The 18,450-nt window shown below is 36.7% G+C and carries 21 protein-coding genes; 10 read left to right on the top strand and 11 right to left on the bottom strand.

Annotated elements, in window-relative coordinates:
* Window positions 1-41: 41 nt before the first annotated feature.
* From LEP1GSC195_RS01220 to LEP1GSC195_RS01245, 6 genes are all read left to right on the top strand, one after another.
* Window positions 42-983 (top strand): GTP 3',8-cyclase MoaA, encoded by a 942-nt coding sequence (locus LEP1GSC195_RS01220; protein WP_040506166.1) that lies wholly within the window; start codon window positions 42-44, stop codon window positions 981-983.
* Window positions 984-1,226, top strand: coding sequence for a MoaD/ThiS family protein (locus LEP1GSC195_RS01225; RefSeq protein WP_015679684.1), 243 nt, complete (start codon window positions 984-986; stop codon window positions 1,224-1,226).
* On the top strand, window positions 1,227-1,670 hold the full coding sequence (locus tag LEP1GSC195_RS01230) for a molybdenum cofactor biosynthesis protein MoaE (RefSeq protein WP_015679506.1): 444 nt from the start codon (window positions 1,227-1,229) through the stop codon (window positions 1,668-1,670).
* Window positions 1,612-2,271: a molybdenum cofactor guanylyltransferase gene (locus LEP1GSC195_RS01235; protein ID WP_232227599.1), complete on the top strand. Its 660-nt coding sequence runs from the start codon at window positions 1,612-1,614 to the stop codon at window positions 2,269-2,271. The genes LEP1GSC195_RS01230 and LEP1GSC195_RS01235 overlap by 59 nt, the downstream gene beginning before the upstream one ends.
* Before the next feature lie 12 nt (window positions 2,272-2,283).
* Window positions 2,284-2,874, top strand: a complete 591-nt coding sequence (locus tag LEP1GSC195_RS01240) for an HAD family hydrolase (protein WP_015679614.1) — start codon at window positions 2,284-2,286, stop codon at window positions 2,872-2,874.
* A gap of 279 nt (window positions 2,875-3,153) precedes the next feature.
* Window positions 3,154-4,281, top strand: coding sequence for a hypothetical protein (locus LEP1GSC195_RS01245; protein ID WP_015679751.1), 1,128 nt, complete (start codon window positions 3,154-3,156; stop codon window positions 4,279-4,281).
* A 32-nt stretch (window positions 4,282-4,313) separates the two neighbouring features.
* Here the strand turns inward: LEP1GSC195_RS01245 and LEP1GSC195_RS01250 are convergent, their stop codons facing one another.
* On the bottom strand, window positions 4,314-5,255 hold the full coding sequence (locus LEP1GSC195_RS01250) for a sensor histidine kinase (protein ID WP_040506168.1): 942 nt from the start codon (window positions 5,253-5,255) through the stop codon (window positions 4,314-4,316).
* A gap of 555 nt (window positions 5,256-5,810) precedes the next feature.
* Here LEP1GSC195_RS01250 and LEP1GSC195_RS19915 point away from each other — a divergent pair.
* Complete coding sequence (locus tag LEP1GSC195_RS19915; protein ID WP_015679556.1) at window positions 5,811-5,987, top strand: YdeI/OmpD-associated family protein; 177 nt, start codon at window positions 5,811-5,813, stop codon at window positions 5,985-5,987.
* Between the two features lie 30 nt (window positions 5,988-6,017).
* Here the strand turns inward: LEP1GSC195_RS19915 and LEP1GSC195_RS01265 are convergent, their stop codons facing one another.
* The gene (locus tag LEP1GSC195_RS01265) at window positions 6,018-7,004 is read right to left on the bottom strand and encodes a M14 family zinc carboxypeptidase (protein ID WP_015679528.1); all 987 of its coding nucleotides are present in this window, start codon (window positions 7,002-7,004) and stop codon (window positions 6,018-6,020) included.
* Window positions 7,005-7,261: 257 nt separating this feature from the next.
* Between LEP1GSC195_RS01265 and LEP1GSC195_RS01270 the strand changes: the two genes are divergently transcribed.
* The gene (locus tag LEP1GSC195_RS01270) at window positions 7,262-8,215 is read left to right on the top strand and encodes an alpha/beta fold hydrolase (RefSeq protein WP_040506170.1); all 954 of its coding nucleotides are present in this window, start codon (window positions 7,262-7,264) and stop codon (window positions 8,213-8,215) included.
* A gap of 48 nt (window positions 8,216-8,263) precedes the next feature.
* On the opposite strand, the gene LEP1GSC195_RS01275 is transcribed toward LEP1GSC195_RS01270, so the two are convergent.
* Entirely contained in the window at window positions 8,264-8,542 is a 279-nt protein-coding gene (locus tag LEP1GSC195_RS01275; RefSeq protein WP_015679695.1) for a hypothetical protein, read from the bottom strand.
* Between the two features lie 232 nt (window positions 8,543-8,774).
* Between LEP1GSC195_RS01275 and LEP1GSC195_RS01280 the strand changes: the two genes are divergently transcribed.
* Window positions 8,775-9,362, top strand: a complete 588-nt coding sequence (locus LEP1GSC195_RS01280; protein ID WP_015679671.1) for a DNA-3-methyladenine glycosylase I — start codon at window positions 8,775-8,777, stop codon at window positions 9,360-9,362.
* On the opposite strand, the gene LEP1GSC195_RS01285 is transcribed toward LEP1GSC195_RS01280, so the two are convergent.
* The 5 genes from LEP1GSC195_RS01285 to LEP1GSC195_RS01305 form a co-directional block, all read right to left on the bottom strand.
* Window positions 9,352-9,933 carry a TetR/AcrR family transcriptional regulator gene (locus tag LEP1GSC195_RS01285; protein ID WP_015679589.1) on the bottom strand — a complete coding sequence of 194 codons (582 nt, stop codon included), beginning with the start codon at window positions 9,931-9,933 and terminating at the stop codon, window positions 9,352-9,354. The two genes, LEP1GSC195_RS01280 and LEP1GSC195_RS01285, sit on opposite strands and share 11 nt — an antisense overlap.
* Before the next feature lie 5 nt (window positions 9,934-9,938).
* Window positions 9,939-13,001, bottom strand: a complete 3,063-nt coding sequence (locus LEP1GSC195_RS01290) for an efflux RND transporter permease subunit (RefSeq protein WP_015679470.1) — start codon at window positions 12,999-13,001, stop codon at window positions 9,939-9,941.
* Entirely contained in the window at window positions 12,998-14,569 is a 1,572-nt protein-coding gene (locus tag LEP1GSC195_RS01295; RefSeq protein WP_015679668.1) for a TolC family protein, read from the bottom strand. The genes LEP1GSC195_RS01290 and LEP1GSC195_RS01295 overlap by 4 nt, the downstream gene beginning before the upstream one ends.
* 235 nt (window positions 14,570-14,804) lie before the next feature.
* On the bottom strand, window positions 14,805-15,236 hold the full coding sequence (locus LEP1GSC195_RS01300) for a nuclear transport factor 2 family protein (protein WP_015679699.1): 432 nt from the start codon (window positions 15,234-15,236) through the stop codon (window positions 14,805-14,807).
* Between the two features lie 47 nt (window positions 15,237-15,283).
* Window positions 15,284-15,721 carry a MarR family winged helix-turn-helix transcriptional regulator gene (locus tag LEP1GSC195_RS01305; protein WP_040506171.1) on the bottom strand — a complete coding sequence of 146 codons (438 nt, stop codon included), beginning with the start codon at window positions 15,719-15,721 and terminating at the stop codon, window positions 15,284-15,286.
* 146 nt (window positions 15,722-15,867) lie between these two features.
* On the opposite strand from LEP1GSC195_RS01305, the gene rnk reads away from it, so the two are divergent.
* On the top strand, window positions 15,868-16,284 hold the full coding sequence (rnk, locus tag LEP1GSC195_RS01310; RefSeq protein ID WP_015679670.1) for a nucleoside diphosphate kinase regulator: 417 nt from the start codon (window positions 15,868-15,870) through the stop codon (window positions 16,282-16,284).
* 150 nt (window positions 16,285-16,434) lie between these two features.
* On the opposite strand, the gene LEP1GSC195_RS01315 is transcribed toward rnk, so the two are convergent.
* The 3 genes from LEP1GSC195_RS01315 to LEP1GSC195_RS01325 all read right to left on the bottom strand — a co-directional run bounded on the left by LEP1GSC195_RS01315 (window position 16,435) and on the right by LEP1GSC195_RS01325 (window position 18,346).
* Window positions 16,435-16,794: a cysteine rich repeat-containing protein gene (locus LEP1GSC195_RS01315; RefSeq protein WP_015679613.1), complete on the bottom strand. Its 360-nt coding sequence runs from the start codon at window positions 16,792-16,794 to the stop codon at window positions 16,435-16,437.
* 199 nt (window positions 16,795-16,993) lie between these two features.
* Complete coding sequence (locus tag LEP1GSC195_RS01320) at window positions 16,994-17,614, bottom strand: glycosyltransferase family protein (protein ID WP_015679624.1); 621 nt, start codon at window positions 17,612-17,614, stop codon at window positions 16,994-16,996.
* A gap of 57 nt (window positions 17,615-17,671) precedes the next feature.
* Window positions 17,672-18,346, bottom strand: coding sequence for an OmpA family protein (locus tag LEP1GSC195_RS01325; protein ID WP_232227601.1), 675 nt, complete (start codon window positions 18,344-18,346; stop codon window positions 17,672-17,674).
* Window positions 18,347-18,450: the final 104 nt, after the last annotated feature.

Consider the following 18,450-nt stretch of genomic DNA (forward strand, 5'->3'; position numbering starts at 1 on the left):
TTGTTTTCAAGTAAGAAAACTAGATTAAACTCGACCTTAAGGTGAAAGCGAATACTAGAAAATTTGAAGTACTTCGAGTGAGTATTCTCTCTCATTGCAGTTTTGCCTGTGTTTATTGCGCACCGAAAAACAAACCAGATCTTACGAACTTCTATCCAAAAATTCATTACCTAAGTCCTGAACTATTAGAATCCAAAATCAAAACTCTTACATCTCATATCCAACTCAAAGAAGTCCACCTAACAGGTGGAGAGCCGACACTTCATAAAGACCTTGTCTTATTAATTCAAAAACTAAAAGAAATTGCAATCAATGAAATTGCCATAACCTCTAACGGATTTTTTGAGGATGGACTCATCCAGAAAATGAAACAGGCAGGACTCACAAGGATGAACTTCTCTCTAGATAGTTTTTCGCAAGGAGGTTTTGAAAAACTGAGTGACCGCAAACTACCCATTGAACGGTTGTTACAACGAATTTTAGAAGCAAAAACATTCGGCTTGGATGTCAAAGTCAATTGCACAGTTTTAAAAGGTTATAATGAATTGGAAATTCTTGATCTCTTACAATGGTCGGGGGAAAATGGAATTCCCATTCGGTTTTTAGAGTTTATGAAAATGGGCCCCCTGCAAGAAGAACATTCCGATTGTTTTTATTCCGCAGAAGAAATTCGAAGCACCATCCAAAAAAAATACAATTTCCAAGCTTATCCTACAGCGCCGGACTCTACTGCCACCTATCATATAACAGACGAAGGTTTTATTTTTGGAATTATTGCCAATCATACCGAGCCATTTTGCGAAGGTTGCAATCGATTACGCATGGATTCTCTTGGTAGGATTTATGGATGTTTGAGTGACCAGACCTCCTTTGACCTTCCTTCGGATCCTTCTGCAGTACCTTTTGTTTTGCAGCAGGCGATGGATACAAAAAAAATGCAATTTACTGGCTCTGAACTTTCTATGAAATTTATTGGAGGATAAATGAAAATCCTGTTGTTATCGTTTGCTGCCCTCAAAGATTATTTTCCATCCAAACAAGAACTCAGTTTTGATGGAACCAAATCAGTTTCGGAATTAAAATCCTATCTTAGCAATTTAAACCCAGATGCTACGAACTTAATCAAAATCAGCCGCATCTCCATCAACCAAATCATTGCCAAAGATTCAGATTCTATTGTCGATGGTGCAGTCGTGGCAATCCTTCCTCCATCAAGCGGTGGTTAAATGGAAACTAATACAGAATTCAAACACATTACCGAGAACAAATTAGGACTTCCCACGGAATTCCCTCCACTTCCCAGTATGGGAGGATACGTTCTTTTTGCAGGGATCGTACGAGACGTTAATGACGGAAGGTCCGTTACCCATTTAGAGTATGAAGCCTATTCTGAAATGGCAAACCAAATGATCGCCGACATAATCAGTGATACGTTAAAAAAATGGGACTTACAATATGCCGAATGTATCCACAGACTTGGAAAACTCATGTTAGGTGAAGTAGCGGTGATTGTTAACACTGGCGCCATCCATAGAGACGAAGCATACAAAGCAAACCGGTATATCATTGATCGAGTCAAACACGAAGTTCCTATTTGGAAAAAGGAATATTATGTGGATGGAAGTTCCGAATGGTCACAAGGCTGCGTGGATGATACCCACAATCACTGATCCAATTTTTGTTCTTCTTGCCGGTGGACAAAGTGTACGAATGGGAGAAGACAAAGGATTTGTACCGATCACTCCGAATTCGCATTTTCTTGGTCACATCTTAGAAAAACTGAACCGCTTGAGCAATTCCATCTATGTTTCGCTTCGAAACGATCAAGTAGATTCTTATTCTAAGTATGTACAAAAAACCTCACTTATTTTAGATCAGGAAATTCCCATAGAAGGACCCCTAAAAGGAATTCTATCTGCCTATTTATATTTAAAAGAAAACAACCTGTTGAAAGATTTTATCTTTGTATTACCGATCGATATTCCCTATATCGAAGAAAGAACCATCAAAAGATTGTTAGATACACTCCAAGAACAACGAGAACCAGTATCCGGAATCTATTATGAGTCAAAATCAGGTTTAGAACCATTATGTGGAATTTATACAACTAAGACGTTATCTCGGTGGATAGAATCTTTATCCATTCCAGGCGAACATGAATTTTCATTGCAGAAACGAATTAAAAATCTAGAACCAAAACCTGTTTTTCTAAAACTTCCTTCTGAGGAAGAATTCAGTTTTAGAAATATAAACTCTAAAAATGAATTATAAAGGAATCAATCTATGAATTTTTTCAAAAGAAAAAAGAACTGGATCTTCGATATGGATGGCACCTTAACCATCGCCAAACATGACTTTGACGCCATAAAACGAGAATTAGACATTCCTTTGGATACGGACATACTCACTTCTCTATCCAAACTTCCAACAGAAGAAGCAAAAAAGAAACATATCCAATTAGATTTAATTGAATTAGAAATTGCGAGGTTGTCTATCCCATCTCCAGGAAGTTCTGAATTATTAAAGGAACTCAAAACACAAACATACAATCTGGGTATCCTAACTAGGAATAGTTTCCCTAATTCCATTGAAACCTTAAAGGCAGCAGGTTTAATTGATTACTTTCATTCAGATTTTATTTTTTGTCGGGAACGTGCCTTGCCCAAACCAAATCCTGAAGGGATCTATCGATTGATGGATCTTTGGAACGCAAACCCAATCGATACGGTTATGATTGGTGATTATGTTTTTGATTTAGATGCGGGAACTGCTGCCGGTGTAGAAACCATCTATCTTGACCCAGAAGGAAAATTTCCGTTTAAAGATTCGGCAACACACTGCATTAGAAACTTAGGCGAAATCCTAAACCTATAAAACGAATAAACCAAAAGCCTATTCTAGTAGAATTAGAATAGTAGCGTTATCCATGAATGAATTAGTTTGATAACATAATTTCATGACAATTTAGATACTTTTATATATTCTAATGTTGTGAATGTTGAAATATTCTGAAATTTTAAAATAAAACAAAAAAGTGAATAATTTTTTTCCTTCAATTGTTAATTGGGTTAGATGCGCTTTTCTAATTTTATTTCGTTTTTTATTTTTTCACTTTTTCTACTCTCGTGTAACGGTCAGTCTACCAAAAAGGACATGTCTGCGCTTGCCCTTTTGGGTTCCCTCGGAGGTCCAGGAGCTCCGGCCGACCCAACTCTTGAAGATAAATTTCAATCGGTTCACTCAACTACATATTACCGAAAAGATGGAAACTTTCAATTCCAAGACATTGTGATTGAGTATAAATTGAAAACTTCGAAAGAAAACTCTGAAACGATCGAAGCATACATGGGAAACCCAAATGATATCTCATACAATTCCAAAACAGGCGTAGTTTCAGGCCAGATCACACAAATGGAGGACACATTCCAAACCAACTCCGTTGTTTTCTCTTATTCTGATTACACAAAAATATTCAAATTCATTCTAACTTTTAAAAAGAATGGAAAAATTATATCCGTTCGGGAAATCACATCCACGCCACCAAACGCTCCGGCCATCCCACCAAATGCCATCACTTTACCAACCATAAGTTATGAAACCAAACGTTCTGTCTCTTATAGTGGTGGAATTCCCACAGAATACCAATTTATCTATGTTAAATTCCAAGCCGGTTCCGATCTATCCGCTTTTAAAAGGTTAGATGCCTATATGGGTAGACCAAATATAATTACCATGGCCGCTGATAATTATAATGTCCTCAATTATATCAAAGTTAGTATTTATGATAAATATGCTGGCTATTTTTTATTTATCACCCCTGAAGTAAACGCCTCCTATAAAATCATAGTAGTGGGTTCGACCGACGATGCAAAAGGAAATCGAAGTGTAGACACGGTTCCACCACCACCGCCCGCATCGCCTTGTGCTGGAAGTGTGACTGCACCTGCTACCATTGGGAATTGTGCAACACATTGTTTGGTTGTCGATTTGGTTGGCAATCAAATGGAATATATAGCAAAAACATCGGTAGGAACTAATACAGAAGAATATTTATATTTAGATAGCACCAGTTCCACAGTAGGTGGCACAACTGGACCTGCGGGTTTCTCTTACATCGAACATTTTTCTCCCATTGGTATGAGTACCTACCAAACCGATCCAAGATCATTTGATGTAACTACTTATAACAATGCGTGTGTTGTTTTGTCATCCTATCTTGTCCAGGAAGGACCAGGAGGATTCAGAGATACCTATTTAACCAGTAAAGTAATAGTCCCTTGAACAGAGAATTGATTCTAAAAGAAAATAATTCCTTAAATTTGAATGGGATTTTCATTCAGAATGGGAAATCGGATATTAAAATTCGTCCCGTTAGTTTTAACAATTTCGATAGTCCCCCGCAATTGTTTCACTAGATTTCTAACAAGCGTTAATCCAATCCCTTTTCCATCGAATACTTCATCGTCCATTCCTAATCCATTATCTTTCACAACAAGGACAAATTGGTTTTCTAGCCTGCCTAGGCTAACTTCGATTTTCCCTTGCACACGATTCAAAAAAGCATGACGGAAGGAATTGGAGACTAGTTCGTTAAGTATCAATCCCATAGGAATGGCCCGATCCAAATCCATTTCCAAACCTTCTTCAATTAACTCATGTAATTCGATATTGTTTTTTTCGTTCAAATAGGTTACTTTCAAATTACCTAATATAGAATTAAATATAAGATTTAAATCAACATACAATAAATTTGGGGAGCCGTAAATAATTTTGTGAACCGAGGCAATGGCCATAATCCTATTTTGAATTAAACCAAGTGAAGTAGTTAACTTAAGATCATTCTCCGATTCGACCTGCATAGCCAAAAGACCGGATATGATTTGCAAATTATTGTTCACCCTATGATGAATTTCTGTGAGCAACTTCGATTTCAACTTTAAGTCGGACTTAATTTGCCTTTCATGTTCGATTCTTTGACTTTGTTCCTTTTTTACAGAATGAACATACAAATAGATAAGAAAAAACATAGCATAAAGGTCTTTAAAAAAGCCTTCGTAATCATCGAAATAGTCAATAGAATATCCATGTTCAAATACATTGGAAATACTCACATAACAAGGAATAATTGCCAAAATTAAAACAAAAGTCCCTTCTCCACGATAACTAGGGCGACGGATCAAATTTTTGATTATGATAAAAATCGCAACCAAGTAGACGCATAACGAGGAAAGATTTAATAATGTTACAAAATTCATATCAGCGATCTGACACCAGAATTTCTTTTTTTAAACTCACCAAAAAAAGAAGTGAGGCGATAAAATAGAATGAATGTTCGAGGAGATTAAAAAAATCATGAAAAAAGAAACCCTCAACAACAGTGAAAACATTGCTCAGCCATACGCATAAAAAACCAAAAATCAAAAAGTAAAATTTGGGAATTAACCCCGAGTTTAGTAACCGCAAAGTTATCAATAGCCCTACACTATCAAAAATAAGATTTAGTACTTCACTTATTTGATACATATATTACCAAAACCAGAGTCATCCTGGATTTACCTAGACGATAAACTATAACAGGATTTTGGTTATGGTAAAGTGATAATTTGAAAAAAAATACATAAATTCGCGAAATGAAAAAGAAATCATTTATCGCTAAAAAATTGATTGATAGGACCCCAACTAATTTCATACAAAAATGGAATGTCTAATTTTCCCTTCCTAACATTTTCTGCCAAAATCGAGATCATAGGGATTAATCCTTTTGTATTTTTACCAAAACATATTTTGATATCTTTGAACTTAAGACAGCATTGGAGAAAAACAAAAAAGCAAAAGCTAAGTTTGAAACCTTAAGTCCTTCTCTTCAAAATGAAATCATGAGATATATCGTTCAACTAAAATCGGAAGAAAGTAAAAAAGAAAACGTGGTTCGAGTGATTCAATATTTATTAGGAAAATCAAAATTCCTCGGCAGAGAAATCGTATAAATTTTTGATCTTAATCTTCCGAAACTACATTTAATCTAAATCTTTCGATTTCATTTTTGCCAGTCGCAAAACGTCTGCTAAAAATTTTCTATGACTAATGATCGACTCTTGCTTCGATTCGCGAGCCGGATTAAAGATACCACGTTTACGAAATACTTTCCAAGGATCCAATTGAATGTCGGACCAAGTCCCAATTTCTAATGTTAACGGGAGAAATCTTGAACCATTCGGATTCGATTGGGCCTTTGCTTTTTGGTATTCATTATACAACCTGTCCCAAAGATCACCATGGGTTGTGTATGTTTCACTTTGTGGACCGAACCGATAAAGAATATGATTGAATTTTGTTGTTAGATGGTTAGCTATTTTCTGAAACAGTGATTCATCTGCGCACTGCTCATGAGTACCCGCATAAGGCCACCAAACATGGTCTACGGCACCAAAACCTGAATGAACATCAATAACCGGAATCATAAAGTTTTCAGCAGGTAACAGATATTCGGTGTAAAAGCGATCCAAAACTTTGGATTCTGCCTGTAAAACATTCCCTCTGTAATAAGGAAATACATTTGAAATCTTATGTCCGCCGAAAAAGAAAGGGGCCTTCACTGCTTCCACTCCAGAGTTTCTCATCAAGTCGACTCCGCCTGGATTCGACCTACGTTTCATTGCTACCCCACCAGGATTTAAGATCGGAATACAGACAATTCCAAGTTCCCCATCTTTAATTTCTCGATATAATTCGGATGTTTTGCGTGAAAAAAGATCATCTAAAAAATCCAATAGAACTCGGATCCCAATGGTTTCAAGGCCATGAACACCAGCAACAACACCGGCGACATTCCGTTTAATTGCTTTCTCCTTTCCAATTTCTAAAACATAAATAGGGAATCGAAATCCTTCTTCCGTTTTTGTGGAAAATCCAAATTGTTTGAATCGAACTAATTTACCACCTAACTTAACAATTTTTAAAATTCTGTTTTCATATCGATTAAGACGTTTCATTCCTCTAAGCATCAATTGTTAACCTAAGAACCCTCGTTATATCATCAAAAAATCACGGAACCAAATATGGTAAAGAAGCGACAGAACTCATGATCTCAAATTTAATCTTTTTAGAGAAATTATATTTAATAAATTTATATTACAATTTGATTACGAAAAATAGGATTATAAAAAAGCAAAAGTAAACGGATACAGAAGGTTTCGATAAAGATCGAAAATATATTCAAATTTTATTTACGAAAGGAATGAAATACTTTCAAGTTTACCCAATGAGTCAACCTGCACCCAAAAAAAAATCAAAAAATTACAAAGAAGAATCTATCACAACCAATGGCATTAATATCCGAGTAGGTCTATGGCCCGGAAATAAACAAACAATCGTTTGCTTGCATGGATTGTCAGGAAATTTATACTCAATGAAACCTTTAGCAGTACGATTGAACCGTTTAGGGTATAGAGTTTTGTCGTATGATTTACGTGGGCGAGGTAAATCGGACAAACCAAAGTCTGGTTATGGATTCCAAAATCATATCAAGGATCTAAGAGGTATCATTTCTCATTACAAAATCAAAAATCCGATTTTTTTTGCACATTCCTTCGGTTGTATGATTGCGCTTCGTTATGCGATATCCTATCCTGAAGTTGTCAAGGCTATGATCCTTATGGATGGAGGAGGTCTACTTTCTCTTTCCAAAAGACTTCAAATTCTAAAGGTCCTCCAACAATCCTTCGAGAGATTGGATGTCACCTATCCAACGATTTCGGATTATTTGAAACTAGTAAAAAACTCACCCCTAGTGCCTCATTGGACAGAAGATATCGAAGACTATTTCCGACTCGAACTAGAAAAAACTAAGGACGGATATATTTGCCATATGCCAAAGTTCGTTATGGAAGAGGAATTAAAAGAAATGGGAGGTTCTATGAATCTTTTGATGGTATTCAAATACCTGATTGAGAACCCCAAAAGAGTGATTTCGAAGATTAAAGAAAACAAAAATCTAGACTTTGAAAAAATACAAACACCGACTCTCATACTTCGTGCCACTGAAATGAATTTATTCCCTAATGATGACTTACTCCCTAAACCATCGTTTGAATCCATGTTAGCAAAAATACAATTCTCAAGCGGAAAGGAAATCAAAACAAACCACTACGGAATTCTTTTTGACAAACTAAAGGAAAGAGACACTGCTATCGAAAATTTTTTACACAGATTGTAAATAAAACAGGGAATATCTCTAAAACAAAATTCCCTGCCTAGTGAATGGCTATGGATGCCCTTTACCCTTACACTTTCCACCCTTTACGGTAGAATCCCAATAACAATCAGGATTTTTCAAACACTTGTTACTGTCTGGTTTTTTGGTACAAAATTTATGTACTTTATCTTCCACCTTATCAGGATTTAACGCTGGTTCATTTTCGGCACTTTCTACTTTGCCTTGCATTTGGCAGGAGAGATCATTTTCCTCACATTCTTCCGCAAATACCGGAGAAACGGAAATCATAAAGACCACGAGTAATTTTAAAATTAAAAATCGATTCATATCTGCTCCTCAAACTTTGTCAATTCCGTAAAGAGCACAAGTATAACAAAGGATAGAATCGACAGGCAATAATTTTTTTACTAATTTTCCAAAACCCATACAACATAGAACGACTAGATTTCGCCGATAAACTGGCCAAAGCAATTGCATTGACTGCTTCCGTACAATTCCTAACTTATGGTTAGATACGGAATTGAATTAAAAACTTGTTTACCAAATGGACTCCAAAGATATGAAAACTCACCCAGAATGGGAACGGTGTTCCTGGTGTTTGAAATTTGACCAATACATCCAATACCACGATGAAGAATGGGGTGTTCCCGTACACGATGACAAAACCCATTTTGAATTTTTGATCCTAGAAGGTGCACAAGCAGGACTCAGTTGGGCGACTATCTTAAAGAAACGGGAAGGTTATAGAAAACTATTTGCAGACTTTGAACCAACCAAGGTTGCAAAGTTCACCGACAAAAAATTAGAAACTATTCTTCTTGACCCATCGATTGTAAGAAATCGATTGAAGGTATTTGCAGCAGTCAACAATGCAAAACGTTTTTTAGAAATTCAAAAAGAATTTGGATCTTTTGATTTTTACATTTGGAGTTTTGTTGGTCACAAACCCATCCAAAACAAACGAAAAAGTTTATCGGATGTTCCCGCAACCACAAAAGAATCCGATGCACTCAGTAAGGATTTAATCAAACGAGGCTTTAAGTTCGTGGGAAGCACGGTTATCTATGCCCACATGCAAGCCTGTGGGCTTGTCAATGACCATGTCGAAAGTTGTTTTCGTTACAAAGAGTTAAGTTTTACCTCTTAAGCACTCCATAAAAAATTACATTCACAACTTCCAATTGAAACTCATGGATATTCAATGGAACTGTGATCGAATTTTTGTTACTGAGAATCATTTCAATGGAAGCAAGAAAAAGATGTACGGCAACTTCGGGCATAAATCCATCCCGAAGTTCTCCTTTCATTTTTGCCATGTTGAATATTTTTCCAATGGATTCAGGAATTTCTTTTTCCCTTCGTTTTTTGAATCGCTCCACTTGCAACGGAAACATTTCTGAAATTTCTCTAATAAACAAATCGTTCATCACATAAGGCGATTCTTCCACGAGAGAACGATGCATTTTCGAAAATTTCTGCACCGCCGTTAGAGTTTCATCATTTGCTATTTCCTGAATCACCTTTTGGATCTCATTCTGTTTATAATCCATATAAAACTCCATAAGGTCTTGTTTATTGGAGTAATATTTATACAAAGTTTTACGACTGATCTTCAGAGAACTCGCAATCTCTTCCATTTTTGTCTTGGAATATCCATACTTCAAGAATAGTTCTTCTGCTTTTTCTAATATTCTAATCTGCACCGGATCCAAATTCAAAACCCTCACTTTTTCTTTTTACTCATGGAATCAATCAACTTTGTTATATACTGGTAGACCGCAGGGATCACGTAGAGAGTAAGAATGGTGGAAGAAATCAAACCTCCAATTACAGTCACTCCCATACTGGTTCTCTGTTTGGACGCTTCGTTCAGTCCAACGGCCACAGGCATCATACCTGCAATGAGTGCAATCGATGTCATAAGGATCGGTCGTAACCTCGCCCTACCCGCTTCGATAAGCGCCGTACGAGTATCCACTCCAGTATTTTGTAAGTCTTTGGCAAAATCAATGAGAAGAATCGAATTTTTCGTAGCTAATCCAAAAAGTAAAATCATTCCAATATTAGCAAATATATCCATTGATTTTCCAGTCACATACAATCCAATAAATGCTCCTGTCATTGCTAAAGGAATCACCACCAAAATAGAAATCGGAATGATAAAACTCTCATACAAAGAAGCAAGCACCAGATAAATAAACACAACTCCGAGACCAAGCGCAATGGCCATGTTCTTTCCTGTGGATTCCAAATTTTCTGTTTGCCCACTATACGAAACCTTAATTCCTTCCGGAAGAGGTAGATCCTCTTTCAATATCCTTTGTAACTCGGACATTGTGTATCCGGACCCGCGCCCATTGGGGTTAGTATCTGCTGAGATTTCAACAGAACGACTTCTGTTTTGTCTTTGGATGGTAGCAGGGCCAGTTGTGGAAACACCTGAGCTCACAAAAGAAAGGGGAACCAGATAACCGTTGATATTTGGTACAGAAACCTGACGAAAATTCTTTTCAATATTCCTTTGATCTTCTAACATACGAACACGAATGTCATACTCTAAGTTTTTTTCTCTAAACACTGCAGATGTATCACCCTCAACAATCGTTCTAAGTTCTTTTCCTAAAGCTTGAGGGTTCACACCCATCTTCACAATTTGTTCTCCCTTAGGCACAATTTTGAATTCAGGGGCTCCATCTCGAAGACTAATGTCTGGATCTGTTAGATCAGGGATTTTTTTAACTTTCTCAAAGACAAGTTTACTATACGATTCAATTTCCTCTGGATTATTTCCGGTTATAACGAAAGAAAAAGACCTTTGACCACCGCCTATGGCATCGTAGTTCTTCACTATCGGTTTTGCATAAGCATAAGGGGATAATTCTTTTCTGATATATTCTTTAAACTGCGGAGTATTCATTTCCCTTTTTTTGGAAGAAACCAATTCCACGTATATATCAATTTTATTTTGTTTTACATACCCCGCAGTCAAACCGACTTCCTTTTTGGATCTTAAAAGAGCATTCACATCCTCATTTAATTCCTTTGTAGCTTCTACACTAGAACCAGGTGGCAATTCAAAAGTAACCGTAAATTGCCCTAAATCTTGCGTTGGGATAAACTCCGACTTTAATGTTTTGGATAAAAATATACTGCTTACAAAAATAAGTAGAGCTATCGACAAAACAAATAACGGATGTTTGGTTGATATTCCCAAAGTTTTTACATAACCATTGGTTAATTTTTCTTGGAACCGATCAAACGCACGGAGTGGTATTGACAAATACCTTTCTATTTTACCCGGTTCCTTAGGGTTATGTTCCCCGCCAAAGTAGGCTGACATCATTGGTGCAATAGTTAAGGCATCATATAAAGAAATGAGTAACGCAAAACATACGGTGAGGCCGAAGGGACGCAAAATTTGCCCAATCACTCCATCAATAAAAGCAATTGGTCCAAACACAGCAAGAATCGCAAATGTAGTCGCAAGTACAGCAAGAGTAACTTCTTTCGTTCCATCAAGTGCGGCCTGTTTACTATCCTTACCCATTTCTTTGTGTCTGTGAATATTTTCCCTCACGACTATCGCATCATCAATGAGAAGTCCCACTGCAAGAGAAAGTGCAAGTAAAGTCATTTGGTTGATCGTAAATCCAGCAAAACTCATCAGGATAAAAGATCCAAGCAGCGAAGTAGGCAAAGCAAGTCCTGTAATCAGAGTGGAACGAACACTACCTAAGAAAAATAAAACTACGATAATTGTCAGGGCAATTCCAATGTAAATGGATTCTTCTACGTCCCAAACATTGTCTTTTACTACTTTAGAAGAATCATTATAAAAATCAAATTTGACTTCCGGAAATTCTTTCTGAAGATCAATAATTTTCTTTTTTACTGCTTCTGCCACCTGCACCGAGTTAGCACCTGACTGTTTGTAAACGAGTAAAAACAGGGCTGGTTTCCCATTCCAAAAGGCAAGAGAAGTGACATCTTCCGAACCAACAACAACTCGACCTACATCCGATAACTGAATAGGAATCTCGTTATTTAAAAAACTAATTGGAACATTTCGAATTTCATCAAAACTTCGGTATTCATTGATAGTTCGAAAGGATAAATCAGAATCTTCCCCCCGAACCTTTCCCGCAGGAATATTGGCACCACCGGCAGCAATTCTTTGCGATACTTGGGTAGCCGATAAATTCCTAGATTTCAATTTGTTTCGATCAAGCTCCACCCAAATCTCTTTTTTGCGCCCTCCGACAATGTCCACAGAACCTACATTCGAAACAGAGATTAACCTTTGTTTGATTGTCTCTGAAGCAAAATCATAAAACTCATTTTCTCCCAATTTAGATTGGAGTGAAATACTTAAAATTGGTTGGTCTGCAGGATCCAATCTTTTGATTACAGGTTCCTCTAACTCTGCCGGTAACTTTTTTTTGGCAAAGGCAACTTTATCCCGAATTTGTTGTTCCGCATAACTAATCACGGTTTCTGAAGAAAACTCAGCTACAATCACAACAGATCCCTCATTACAAATGGATCTAAGTTTTTTTAATCCAGAAATAGTCGAGAGTTCATCTTCAATTGGTTTGGCGACTAGTGTTTCAATTTCATTCGGTGCCGCACCAGGATAAGTTACGTTGATCGATATGGTGGGAATACTCATATCAGGGAAGTTCTCAACCCCAAGTTTGCCAAAACTTACAATTCCAACAACAACGATCAGAATGACAGTACAGGCGATAAAAACAGGACGTTGAATGGATAGTTTAGCTAAGTTCATAGGTTTTCCTCTGTGTTAAGTAAAGATAATTGTTCGGGATCCAAGGAATATTTTTCAAAAAATGTTCCTTTGGAAATTTCATACTGAACGATTGCTATATTATAAGTGATAAGAGATTGTGAATGGTTTGATTGAGAACGTACATAGGCATCCATTGCATTCTTTAACACAACAGAGGTTCCACGCCCATTTCTAAATGCAGACAATGCCTTATCATAAAAAAGTTTACTTTCTTGTTTGTTTTTCTTTGCTTCTAAAAAGAGTTCATAACTAACCGTTATGTTTTCTCGTTTCGATAATAAGTCGGCTCTTACCTTATTTTGAGTTTCTGCCCACTCCAATTGAGCTTGTCTTTTTTCGGATTCGGCTTTTGTATATTCTGCTTCCGCAATTTCATTTCCTAAAGGATATTCCAGTTTAAATTCAGCTGTGTTTTGGTTGAACCTTCCGCCCAGAATTCCGTAAAAATCTTGCGGAAATTGTTGGTCATAATTTTTGAAATTGTATGTCCCACCAACAGAAAACTTCGGAAGCAAACCATTGTCTGCTGATTTGAGACTGTCTTCGGAATTTTTCAATTGCAATAATGATGCCCTTACATCATATCTTTTTTCGAATGCAATTAAAACTTCCTCTTCATAATTCGAAGTGACCTCTATCTGTTCTTCGATCAATACAGGCAAAAAAGAAAAATTTTCTTCAGGTTCTTTTCCTAAGGAAGCTAATAAGTCTCGCCTGTTTTTGTTTCTTTCAAGTTCGGAATTTTTAACTGCACTTGTTGCAGAAAGAACAATGGAATTCCATTGATGAATATCACCCGTAGTATCAAATCCAAAGTTTGCTTTTTTTGAATAAATATCTCGAATGAGTTTTGCATTTCCAAGTAGGGAGGAATTGGTTTCAAGAACTTCTTCAGACAAACTCAAATTCCAAAACTCAATCAACGAATTCACTAAGCTTTTAGATAATGAATCTAAGGTATTTAATCTTTGAATTGATGATGATCGTCTAGCGGTTGCTAATTTTAATCTATCTTGGTATCCAAAAAAGTTCTTTAAAAGATCCTGACTGATATTGATACCAACCGTGGCATAATGATAGGAAGGTTGAGCAAAACTTGAAAACCCACTGGAACTTTGCGTTTTACCAGCATTTGTTTCATAACGATTGTCAATGACAGCAATTCCGAGCGTTGTTCCGGTGCTAAACTTTTTGTTAATACCCGCCTGAATGCTGTTATCTGTAATCTTCGTTCCCTGAATGGCATATTGCGGAAGGTTGAAGTTACTTGTATTTTTTGCCGTTCCTTTCGCTTCAGCTGTCCATGCATAGGCACCATTCACTTTTTCCCATTCATAGTTTGTCGTTTTCAACTGCAACTTTAGAGTTTGCAGACTGACCTGGTTCTCCCAGGCCATCCTAAGTATGTCATCCATCCGTAAGGAAGTGGCTTTGTTTGGTTCCTTCGCCGCGAGCGGGACCCAAAAGCCCAATAAGGCGAAAAGAATGACATACAGACCAACGACGGCCGAATTTGATTTGATTTCTCTCATTTTATTTGGAAACATATTTTGTATCCTTTGTTTCTTTAGGAAACATTTATAGTTTCCTGTGTTTCCATGCAAGAGAAAAATCATCTAGGGAGGAAAATCATAATTTAGGCAGTGATTGTACGAAGAAAAGTCTGAGAGTGTAAGGAGATTTACGACAACGGAGAGGAAGAGGCAAAAATCCAGAAAGGTTTTTCAGTCAAGCACCATCCACTTAACCCAAGAAACCTCCTGGACACGGTTAATTTCTATTTTACTTTTTCTCAGCAACCACCACTGCTTTGATCATTTTCCATTCCCCATTTTCAAAATAAAAAGTATACATTGACTGGAACTTCATCACCTTACTTTCCAAATCGACTTTTACAAATCCAAACTGATCAATAAAATCTATCGAATGAATGCGGACATCTCTCTCCACTCCTCCTATCTTTCCATCCTTTAGTGATTGGATATAATTTGTTTTATTGGAACTAAATATTGAACCACTTCCTTTAATATAAACACTATCCGCATAATCAGAATGGAATTTCGATTCTATTTCTGAAACTTTTCTCTCGTCTATGTTCTTCATAATAAAGAGAAATTCTTTCCTTAGCGAATCCTCATTCCTTTCTGCGCTGATTTGATTTGTGATCATAATTCCTCCTAGAATCACTAAAAATCCAAAAACTTTTTTATACATCTCAAAATCCTATTTAGTTGCTATAGCACCATTATTGATAAAAAAAATCAAATTATTGATTCCTCATAAATTTGATCAATAATCCTCTTAAATGTCTTAAAGTCTTGAGCCGATAGTTTTTTAAACATGCGTTTCCTTTCTTCAGTAACAACAGAGACCATCAATTGATAAATTTCTGAGCCTTTTTTAGTCGGAAACACTTGGTTTTTCCTACCGTCTTCAGGATTTGATTGGATTTTGATCCAACCCTTTTCTTCCATATTTCGGAGTGCTCTTGCCATAGACGGCCTATCATCAAAATCCCTTCCCAAATCCGATTGGCTACAACCAGGTTGTTTCATCAATCGAACAAGAACAAACCATTGCTCCGGAAATAGTTCCAATCCATTTGCCGAGGCCAACCGCATGAACTGGCGCCGCAAAGCTCTAACCGTCCTATAAATCAGATAAGCATAAGAATTCTCTAAATCAAATGAATCGGCCATGTGTTGCTATAGCAACAATAATCCAATCCCCAGGTTTTGTCAACTAAGAATCCAGATTTGCGAACTTCAAATTAGACAATCTACCTTGACAGTATAGCAATCTTATTTATAGTCTAAAGTTTTGCACAAATCTAAAGGAGTATTAAATGAATACGAAAAACAAAATATGTGTCACTCATTTTGACTATAATCGATTAAAACTAATGATTTCGGATTATACGAAAAAAAATAAAATGGACCCAAATACAAAAGACTTACTCGGTGAAATAGAAAGAGCCCAAAAAGTGGATTCACATTCAATTCCACCAAACTTTGTTACAATGAATTCTGTGATTGAACTAAAGAATTTAAACGAACTAGAGTTTCAAGAATTCAGATTGGTTTTTCCAGAGGACGCCAACACGGAGCAAAATAAGATTTCTGTTTTGGCACCGATCGGTACTGCGATCCTAGGATACAAAATTGGCGACGTGATCCAATGGAAACTCCCTGGAGGAGAAAATCAATTCCAAATCACGAGTATCAAATACCAACCAGAAGCTAACGGCGATTACCATCTATAATCCGAATCGATTACAGAAAGTTTTTTTGTTTAGCGTTCCCAATCCAATGTTTGATTGTAATCCCTTAAATAAGGGCCGGGCTCCTTCGGGGTCCGCGTTCGCTCCCGTCTGCCAGTAGGCAGACCAAGCCCTCCAGATCCCTAACGCTTGTCATGTTTCGTTCAACACAACCTTACACTGATTAGATATTTTTGTTTCATTTTCGAATAAACATTTTAAGATACGTCCGCCGCCAGGAATGATCCAACGACAATATTCACTCACATCGTCTTTACAAAAACCTTGTGACTTACTTTTCATAGTATCGGAAAGTGCACTTTGACTAGCTTCACAGGCTTCCGAAAGATTTTTACCGCGTTCTTTCAAACATTGTAAAATCCTTGCTTTCGTAGGTTTGACCCCTTGACAATAGGTGGCTATCTCGTTCTGGCAGACTTCATAAATGGCTTTTGTTTCTGCAAATAGAGGTAGGTGAAAAAAAACAATGAGAATGAGTGTGTATAGTTTCATATTTATTTTATTCCTGATTTTTAAATATACAATGGTTTGAGAGTCATACTTCGGAATCAATTTTCCTATTGGTAAATTAAGAAAACAAGTCCATTATATTGCAAATTTGGAACCTTCATTAGACAAAATTCCCATTTTTTACAATCACGAACAGCTTGTATTCAAAGAGAAATTAAAACCTTACGTTCAAATGCGGTTTTTACCTTTGGTACAAAGAAAATAATAATGATGATGGCAAGTGGAGGAAATATCCCAATTTCAATATTTGATTGAGTAATGACTGTTTGACGATTCCATTTTTTTCAAATCGATGGGCAGAGGTAATGGCTGGATACTGTAAAAGGACTGGCCAAGTAATTCTGCGAAATTTTTGACTGAGCTCTGTATCTTCAAAAATATATTGCAGTTTTAGATCCGATTGCCAAAGTCTTCTATCAAAAAAAATACAATGATCAAGATAGACGATACCCTCTCTCTTTAAACGAATGAAATTGGAATACCAGGATATAAATCTCAGGAGGAAATGTTTTTTATCAAATTGATGTAAAAACCCTCCCCAGCTAACTTTCAACTCATTCCCACAACTCAATTCGATTAAGTAGTCTATCGCCTCACGGGGTAAATAGGTTCTCGGATGATGAAAGAGAACCACTTCACCCTTCGATTTGTGAAATCCAATATTCAATCGTTCTGCACGCAAGGAGGCTTCTAAAAGACTAATTGGAAGGATTTCGACTTCTGGATGGTTTTCAAAACCCTGAAGGGATTTTTGAAATAAAGCGTTCTCTCCATTGTCTGTAGGTATAACGATACTCAACATTTATGTTTCTATTGATTCAATGATGATCCAATCAATAGAAACCTGCAAAGCGAAAAATCACTCTTTAATCAAATAGATATGAATCGTCGATTGTGAATCACCGGCCACTTCTTTTGTACTTCCAGTGACTTCCCGATCAGAAATAAAAGTTCGAATCCGATTCTCATCGATTGCTTCTTTGCTTAAAACCTGTTTTATCTCATCAAAACGACGTTTCACAAGACGAACTTGATAAGCCAAATCGCCGGTAGTTTGTGATTTTCCGACTAATACAACTTTATAAGGTTCCTCAGACTTTAAAATATCCCGAGATAGAGCTACGAGTTTTGCCTTAGAGTCATCTGTAATTTTATAATCATCTGGAACAAACATTACCATTTGTATCGGTGTTGTTTGACCTTCCGGCCTCCAATAAGATAACTTTAATGGAGAGGTATCCGAGCTTGGTTCTTTTTTTATGGAATCCAAAACAACCGATTTCGGACAATAAACTTTGACTTCGGTAGAAGAATTAAATGATAATAAAAAACCCAAAGCTGTCACAACTATATCCCATGGTTTTGCATAGGATTTAGATTCTAAAACAAATAAGTCAGCTTGATTGGTTGTAGAACTAGAACCTAAAATATGTGAATAAATGGGTAACAAAAAAAGTACGCGATACGTGCGTTCTTCAGAAGTCATCTCACAACCATTTGGTGGATTGATGGGGAGATGACGTTTTTTTTCCAAAGGAATGCCGAGGGACGAACAAGATGTCGCCAAGAAACCCATAAGGAGGAATAGAAAGATACCTTGTTTACAATTTTCTTTTTGAATGACCATAACGATTATGT

This window comes from Leptospira wolbachii serovar Codice str. CDC, from assembly GCF_000332515.2.
Lineage (GTDB): Bacteria > Spirochaetota > Leptospiria > Leptospirales > Leptospiraceae > Leptospira_A > Leptospira_A wolbachii.